The 7446-nt window shown below is 67.8% G+C and carries 8 protein-coding genes and 1 pseudogene; 6 read left to right on the forward strand and 3 right to left on the reverse strand.

The window, feature by feature from the left end; translation table 11 throughout:
• Positions 1-84 precede the first annotated feature (84 nt).
• The 3 genes from recR to dnaX all read right to left on the reverse strand — a co-directional run bounded on the left by recR (position 85) and on the right by dnaX (position 2978).
• Complete coding sequence (recR, locus tag QZW52_RS17690) at positions 85-678, reverse strand: recombination mediator RecR (RefSeq protein WP_294001108.1); 594 nt, start codon at positions 676-678, stop codon at positions 85-87.
• Positions 679-694: 16 nt separating this feature from the next.
• On the reverse strand, positions 695-1021 hold the full coding sequence (locus QZW52_RS17695; protein WP_179635470.1) for a YbaB/EbfC family nucleoid-associated protein: 327 nt from the start codon (positions 1019-1021) through the stop codon (positions 695-697).
• Positions 1022-1097: 76 nt separating this feature from the next.
• Positions 1098-2978 carry a DNA polymerase III subunit gamma/tau gene (gene dnaX, locus QZW52_RS17700; RefSeq protein ID WP_294001110.1) on the reverse strand — a complete coding sequence of 627 codons (1881 nt, stop codon included), beginning with the start codon at positions 2976-2978 and terminating at the stop codon, positions 1098-1100.
• A 45-nt stretch (positions 2979-3023) separates the two neighbouring features.
• On the opposite strand from dnaX, the gene QZW52_RS17705 reads away from it, so the two are divergent.
• From QZW52_RS17705 to QZW52_RS19300, 6 genes and pseudogenes are all read left to right on the forward strand, one after another.
• Positions 3024-4166, forward strand: a complete 1143-nt coding sequence (locus QZW52_RS17705) for an AIR synthase-related protein (RefSeq protein ID WP_294001111.1) — start codon at positions 3024-3026, stop codon at positions 4164-4166.
• A gap of 28 nt (positions 4167-4194) precedes the next feature.
• Positions 4195-4971 (forward strand): leucyl/phenylalanyl-tRNA--protein transferase, encoded by a 777-nt coding sequence (gene aat, locus QZW52_RS17710; RefSeq protein ID WP_294001112.1) that lies wholly within the window; start codon positions 4195-4197, stop codon positions 4969-4971.
• Positions 4968-5690, forward strand: a complete 723-nt coding sequence (locus QZW52_RS17715) for an arginyltransferase (RefSeq protein ID WP_294001114.1) — start codon at positions 4968-4970, stop codon at positions 5688-5690. The genes aat and QZW52_RS17715 overlap by 4 nt, the downstream gene beginning before the upstream one ends.
• Before the next feature lie 153 nt (positions 5691-5843).
• Entirely contained in the window at positions 5844-6914 is a 1071-nt protein-coding gene (locus QZW52_RS17720) for an RNA-guided endonuclease InsQ/TnpB family protein (protein ID WP_294001116.1), read from the forward strand.
• A gap of 30 nt (positions 6915-6944) precedes the next feature.
• The gene (locus tag QZW52_RS17725; RefSeq protein WP_294001118.1) at positions 6945-7295 is read left to right on the forward strand and encodes an NfeD family protein; all 351 of its coding nucleotides are present in this window, start codon (positions 6945-6947) and stop codon (positions 7293-7295) included.
• 28 nt (positions 7296-7323) lie between these two features.
• A pseudogene (locus QZW52_RS19300) lies at positions 7324-7446 on the forward strand (paraslipin); the annotation flags it as partial.

Here is a 7446-nt window from a genome sequence, read left to right on the forward strand (position 1 = left end):
GGCACCAAGATCCGCCCGACGCGTCTGGCACGCAAGTAAGCACTGCAGGAACTGGCACGGCTGCCGCACCCAGCGGCAGCAGCCTCAGCGGCGGTCGGAGAAGGCGTAGGCGATGGTGCCGAGATCAACGTATTCGAGTTCGCTGCCGATCGGCACACCCCGCGCCAGCCGGGTGACTTTCACGCCACGGGGCCGCAGCGCCTCGCCGATGATGTGCGCCGTGACTTCCCCTTCGGCGGTGAAGCCGGTCGCGATGATCAGCTCCTGCACCTGTCCGTCACCAACCCGCTCCAGCAATTCGGGCAAGCCGATGTCGTGGGCGCCGATGCCGTCCAGCGGGCTGAGCTTGCCCATCAGCACGAAGTACAGGCCCTTGTAGCTGCCCGTTCGCTCGATTGCGGCTTGATCGGCGGGGGTTTCGACCACACACAGCGTGTACTCGTCGCGCATCGGGTCGAGGCAGGTCTGGCACACCGGCTGCTCGGTGAAGGTGTGGCAGCGTTCGCAGTGCCGGATGCTGTGGACCGCGTGGTCCAGCGCATACGACAACTGCATCGCCGCGTCCCGCTCGTGCTGCAGCAGGTGGTACGCCATCCGCTGCGCCGACTTGACGCCCACGCCGGGCAAGCGCCGCAGGGCTTCCACCAGCGTGGCCAGGGCGTCGTGCGGGGTCGTCACCGGCGCAGCCTCCGCATCAGAACGGGAACTTCATGCCACCCGGCAGCGGCATCCCGGCCGTCAGCTTGCCCATCTTCTCGGCGCTGAGGGCTTCGGCGCGGCGGATGCCGTCGTTGAACGCGGCGGCCACCAGGTCTTCGAGCATGTCCTTGTCATCGGCCAGCAGGCTGGGGTCGATGGTGACGCGCTTGACATCGTGCTTGCAGGTCATCACGACCTTGACCAGACCGGCGCCGGACTGGCCTTCGACCTCGATCAGACCGAGTTCGTCCTGCGCCTTCTTGAGGTTGTCCTGCATGGCCTGGGCTTGTTTCATCAGGCCGGCGAGCTGTCCTTTGAGCATGGGGTGTCCTTTCTGGGAGCGGTCTTGCGGAGAAAATGGGGGGAGAGAAATCGGGAGCGATGCGGTGGGGCGAAGCTCAGGCCACCGGGCGGATCGAGCCGGGCACGATCCGCGCTGCCGGGTAGCGGGCCAGCAGCTCGACCACCATCGGATCGCCCGTGATGACCGCTTCGGCGTCGTTCTGGGCCTGGACGCGGCGGGCGCCATCGCGGCGGGCGGCGCTGTCGGAGACGGTGCCCGCCACGACTTCCAGCGTGACCGCATCGCCCAGCAGCTCGCTCAGTGCGGCTTGCAAGCGGTCGCGGTGGCCTTGCTGCCGCAGTGATTCGCGCTCGACGCGCAGCACGACCCGCTTCGGTGTCGCCTGCTCGTCCAGCGCCAGACACTGCGCCTGCCACGCCAGCTCGCGCACGAGACCATTCAGGTTGCCCTGGGCAGTGAGGTCGGTGAACAGCGCGGTCCAGCGGGTGACAAGGGGATCATCCAGCGTGTCGGTGGCGACGGCGACTGCGGCCATGGCCGCGGAAGTCGGCGCCACGGCCCGTATTGGCAGCGGCGCAGGGTCGCCTTCAAGGGGGATCTCGTCCCAGTCGGCGGGCGGGCCTTCTTCCCACGGCGCGAGCGTCACGGGTTTGGCGGCAGCGGCAGCGGCTGGCGCTGCCGCTGGGGCGGGCGGCGGTGCAGGCACCGGAGCCGGTGGCACTACCGCCAAACGTGCGCTGGCCGCAGCCGGACGCAGCAACTCCCGCGAGGAAACGGCGGGACGCGGCAGTGCGGCGGGCGGCGGTGGAGGCGCGATCGGTCGCGGGCTGGGCGCGACCGCCGGTGCCACCACGGGGGCTGCCGTCACCGCTGCACCCTGCGGCCGAAACGCCAGCAAGCGCAGCAGCACCATCATCAGCCCGCTGTACTCGTCCGGCGCCAGCGCGAGTTCGGCGCGGCCATGCAGCGCGATGCTGTAGAGCACCTGTGTCTCGTCCGGCGCCAGCAGCGGCGCGAGGGCGCGCACGGTGGGCGTGTCGGGATCGGTTGGATCGGCGGCGTCCGGCACGGCCTGCACCAAGGCCATCTGCTGGGCCAAGGTCGCCAGCTCTTCCAGCGTCCCCGCCGCTGACAGGCCCAACCCGCGCAGTTCATCCACCGTGCGCACCAGCGCCGCGCCATCGCTGGCGGCCAGCGCCTCGACGATCCGCACCACATGGCCACGGTCCACGGCGCCCAGCATCTGGCGCACGCCCGCTTCGTCCAGCGTCCCGCCACCGAAGGCGATGGCTTGATCCGCCAGCGACAGCGCATCGCGCATCGAACCGCGTGCAGCCCGTGACAACAGCCGCAGCGCGCCGACCTCAGCCGGCACTGACTCGGCCTGCAGCACCTGCTCCAGATGCTCCTGCACCGTCTGCGGTGCCATCGGGCGCAGGTTGAATTGCAGGCAGCGGCTCAGCACCGTGACCGGCACCTTCTGCGGATCGGTCGTCGCGAGCACGAATTTGAGGTATTCGGGCGGCTCCTCCAGCGTCTTGAGCATCGCGTTGAACGCGGTCATCGTCAGCATGTGGACTTCGTCGATCATGTAGACCTTGAAGCGCCCCACCACCGGTTTGTAGACCGCCTGGTCCAGCAACTGGCTGATCTCGTCCACGCCGCGGTTCGAGGCGGCGTCGAGTTCGACGTAATCGACGTAGCGGCCGGAATCGATGTCGCGGCAGGCATTGCAGACGCCGCAGGGCTCGGCCGTGATGCCGCCGGTGCCATCCGGGCCGACACAGTTCAGGCTCTTGGCGAGGATGCGCGAGACGGTGGTCTTGCCCACGCCGCGGGTGCCTGTGAACAGGTAGGCGTGGTGCAGGCGCTGGCGCGTGAGGGCATTGCTCAGGGCCTGCACGACGTGCTCCTGCCCCACCATTTCGGTGAAGCTGCGGGGCCGGTACTTGCGGGCGAGGACGAGATACGACATGGGGGCGGATTGTAGGCGGGCCGGGCTGGTCGATAATCCAGCCCCATGAATCAATCTGCACCGACCTCCGACCAGCCCACCGACCAGACCGGCACCCTCAGCTACGAGCAGGCCGGCGTCAACTACGACCTGATCGACCCGCTGAAAATCACCGCGCAGCGTGCCGCGGCGTCCACCGCCGTCCACCTCGCCGGCCACGGTTTCACCGAAGTCGCCGCGTCGCGCGGTGAATCGGCTTACGTGGTCGATGTGGGTCCGTTCTACCTCGCGTCCATCGTGGAGTGCCTGGGCACCAAGACGCTGGTGGCCGACGAGATGGCCAAGCTCACCGGCAAGAGCTACTACGACGGCATCGCGCAGGACACGATTGCCATGGCCATCAACGACCTGATCACCGTGGGCGCCACGCCGCTGGTGGTGCAAGCCTACTGGGCGGCTGGTGGGTCGGACTGGTTCGGCGATAGCCAGCGCGCGCAAGCCCTGGTTGCTGGCTGGAAGCGCGCCTGCGAGGTGTGCAGCGTGGCGTGGGGCGGCGGCGAGACCCCGGCGCTGGCGGGCATCGTCGAGGAAGGCCGCATCGACCTGGCGGCGTCCTGCACCGGCCTGATCAACCCGAAAGAGCGCCTGTCGGTCGGCGACAAGCTCGGCGCGGGCGACGCGATCATCCTGCTGGCCTCCAGCGGCATCCACGCCAACGGCCTGAGCCTGGCGCGCAAGCTGGTCGAGCGCCTGCCGAACGGCTACCTCACCGAAATCTCCCCCGGCGTCACCTACGGCGAGGCGCTGCTGGCGCCGACCGTGCTGTATTCGCCCGTCACCGAGGCGCTGTGGAAGGCGGGCATCACGCCGCACTACTGCGCCAACATCACCGGCCACGGCTGGCGCAAGCTGCTGCGCCACCCGAGCGAACTCACCTACCGCATCCACTCGGTGCCGCCGGTCACGCCGGTGCTGCGCTTCATCCAGGCGCAGGCGAAGCAGGACGACCGCGAGGCGTACTCGACGCTCAACATGGGCGCCGGCTTCGCGATCTTCGTCAAGGCCGAGGACGCCGAGCGCACGGTGGAAATCGCCCGCGCCCAGGGCATCGCGGCGTGGAACGCGGGCGTGGTCGAGGCGGGTCCGAAGCAGGTGCTGATCGAGCCGCTGGACATCGCGTTCACCAACGACGACCTGCAACTGCGCTGAGCACGCGGCCCCCTGCTGACCCGCCGCCATGATCGACTGGCTGCCCGATGACGACGACGGCCACACGCCGTTTCCGCCAACCCGCCGCGCACTCGGGCCGGACAGCGACGCACCGGGTCTGCTCTGTGCCGGCGGGCAGCTCAGCCAGACGCGGCTGGAGCAGGCGTACCGGCAGGGCATCTTTCCGTGGTACGGCGTGGGCGAGCCGATCCTGTGGTGGAGCACGGCACCGCGCATGGTGCTGCAGACGGCCGATTTCAAGCTCCACCGCTCGCTGAAGCAGGCCCTGCGGCGCTTCCTGGCCACGCCGGGTTGCGAGATCCGCATGGACACCGCTTTCGATGCGGTGATCGGCCACTGCGCTGGCGTGGCGCGTGACGGGCAGCGCGGCACCTGGATCGTCCCGGAGCTGATGCAGGCGTACCAGCGTTGGCACCGGGTGGGTGGTGTCCACTCCGTCGAAACCTGGGTGGATGGGCGGCTGGTCGGCGGGCTGTACGGCGTGGGCATCGGGCGGATGTTCTACGGCGAGTCGATGTTCGCGCTGCAGACGGATGCGTCCAAGATCGCGCTGGCGGCGCTGGTGGCGTTCTGCCGCGGCCACGGCATCGCATGGATCGACTGCCAGCAGCAGACGCGGCATCTGGCGTCCATGGGTGCAGCTCCCGTCGATCGCACAGCATTCGAGGCGCACATCGCCCGCGCCACGGCCCTGCCACCGCCGCCGCGCTGGTCCTATGATGTGGCCTTGTGGCAGCAGTTGCCATTGCACACGCCAACGCACTCCAACGCCGACCCCGCGTGACACATCCCCAGGATCTACCGCTCGCCGAACTCCAGTTCTATGCCACGGCGCCTTATGCGTGCAGCTATCTGGACGGGCGCATGGCGCGGTCGCAGGTCGCCACGCCCTCGCACCTGATCAACGCGGACACGTATTCGGAGCTGGTCGCCGCCGGTTTTCGGCGCAGCGGGCTGTTCACGTACCGGCCGTACTGCGACGGCTGCCACGCCTGCCAGCCGCTGCGCGTGCCGGTCAACGACTTCCAGCCCAACCGCAGTCAGCGCCGCGCGTGGCGTGACCACCAGGGCATGCAGATCAGCGTGACCCGGCTGCGCTTCGTGCCGGAGCATTACGCGCTCTACCTCAAGTACCAGACCTCGCGGCACAGCGGCGGCGGCATGGACCAGGACTCGGTGGACCAGTACACCCAGTTCCTGCTGCAGAGCCGGGTGAATTCGCGGCTGGTGGAGTTCCGGACGCAGGGGGTGTTGAAGATGGTGTCCATCCTCGACGTGCTAAACGACGGGCTGTCGGCGGTCTACACCTTCTACGAGCCGGACGACGCCGCCAGCTACGGCACCTTCAACGTGGTGTGGCAGATCGAGCAGGCGCGCACCCTGCAACTGCCCTACGCCTACCTCGGCTACTGGATCGAACACAGCCGCAAGATGGTCTACAAGGCGCAGTTCCGGCCCTGCGAGGTGCTCACCGCGGGGCAGTGGCATACACTCGGCGCATGAGTGAAACCCTGCTGTGGTGGATCGGCGCCGGCCTTGTCATCGGCGCTGAATTGCTGACCCGGACGAAGCGACAAGCCCCGGGGTTCAGCCCGGGGTCGAGCGTTCAAGCCGGAACGGCTTGTCAAGCGACATGTATGGAAATACAGTTGTCGGATGGAAGCCGTGAAGACCCTCAAGCTGCGCATCAAGGACAAGCACGCGGGCGTGCTGTCCTTGATGGCGCGCGAGGTCAATCAGGTGTGGAACTACTGTAACGAGACCAGTTCGCGGGCGATCCGCGAGCGCGGAAAGTGGCTGAGCGGGTTCGACCTGCAGAAGCTCACGGCGGGGTACTCGAAGTGCGAGGGCGTGCGGATCGGTAGCGCCACGGTGCAACTGGTGTGCGAGGAATACGCCACCCGGCGCAAGCAGTTCAAGAAAGCCCGGCTCAATTGGCGCGTGTCGAACGCGAAGTCAGCGAAGTATTCGCTGGGCTGGGTGCCGTTCAAGGCGGGCGGCGCGAAGTACAAGGCCGGGCAGATCGCTGTTGTCGGGCACAAGTTCGGCCTGTGGGACAGCTACGGGCTGAGCCGGTTCGATCTGCGCGCAGGATCGTTCTCGCAGGATGCGCGCGGCCGGTGGTACCTGAACGTGTGCGTCAAGGTGGACGTGCCGAAGTCGGCCGGCACTGGATCGGTGGGGATCGACCTTGGCCTGAAGACCGCGGCGACGTGCTCGGACGGTGAAGAACTGGCGTCCGGCCTGTACCGCAAGCATGAGGGCGCGCTGGGGATCGCCCAGCGAGCGCGCAAGAAGAACCGGGTGCGCGCGATCCACGCGAAGATCGCCAACACGCGCAAGGACGCGATGCACAAGTTCAGCACCGGGCTGGTCGAGCGCAACGCAGCGATCTTCGTCGGGAACGTGCAGGCGAAAGCGATGGTGAAGACCAAGATGGCGAAGTCCACGCTGGACGCCGGATGGGCAATGCTGAAAACGATGCTGGAATACAAGAGCCATGGGGCCGGCATCGTCTTTGAAGAGGTGAACGAAGCCTACACAACCCAGACCTGTTCGCGCTGCGGGGGCATTCCCGCCAGCAGTCCGAAAGGCAGGACAGGTCTGCGAATGAGGCGATGGACATGCTGCGATTGCGGCGCGGAACACCACCGCGACGTGAATGCAGCCAGGAACATCGCCGCGCGCGGACATGCGCGTCTCGCAGGAGGAATCCCCGTCCTTTAGGGCGGGGAGGATGTCAAGGGAACGGTCTACTTGCTGCTGCTGTCGATCGGCATGGCTGCGGCGGGCTGGACGGCCCGGATGGGTGCTCCACCGGCCACGCAGATGCTGGTGTGCGCGGTGGTCGGCGGTCTGGCGATGGCCCTGCTCTGGCAGTGGCGGCGACGCCAGCGCCAGGCCGGCACAGGACAAGCTTCCTCTACCAACGACCTTGACATCGGACAGCGTGTCCACGTCAACCACTGGCCACACGGCGGGCTGGCGACGGTCCACTACCGCGGCGCGCCATGGCAAGCCGAATGGACCCGCACCCATGCAGACGGAGCGCCTCCCACCGGCCCCGGTAACTACGCCATCGTCGCCTTGACAGCCTCCCCGCCCTGAAGGACGGGGCTTCTCGCGCTTTCTGGTCATGGACATGCTTGCGCTGGTCGTTCTGGCCGTGGTCATCCTCTTCGTCGCCCGGTCGCTCAAGGTCGTGCCCCAGCAGAACGCCTGGGTGATCGAGCGCCTGGGCAAGTACCACGGCACGCTG

This window comes from Sphaerotilus sp., from assembly GCF_013299175.1.
Taxonomy (GTDB): Bacteria; Pseudomonadota; Gammaproteobacteria; order Burkholderiales; family Burkholderiaceae_C; genus Sphaerotilus.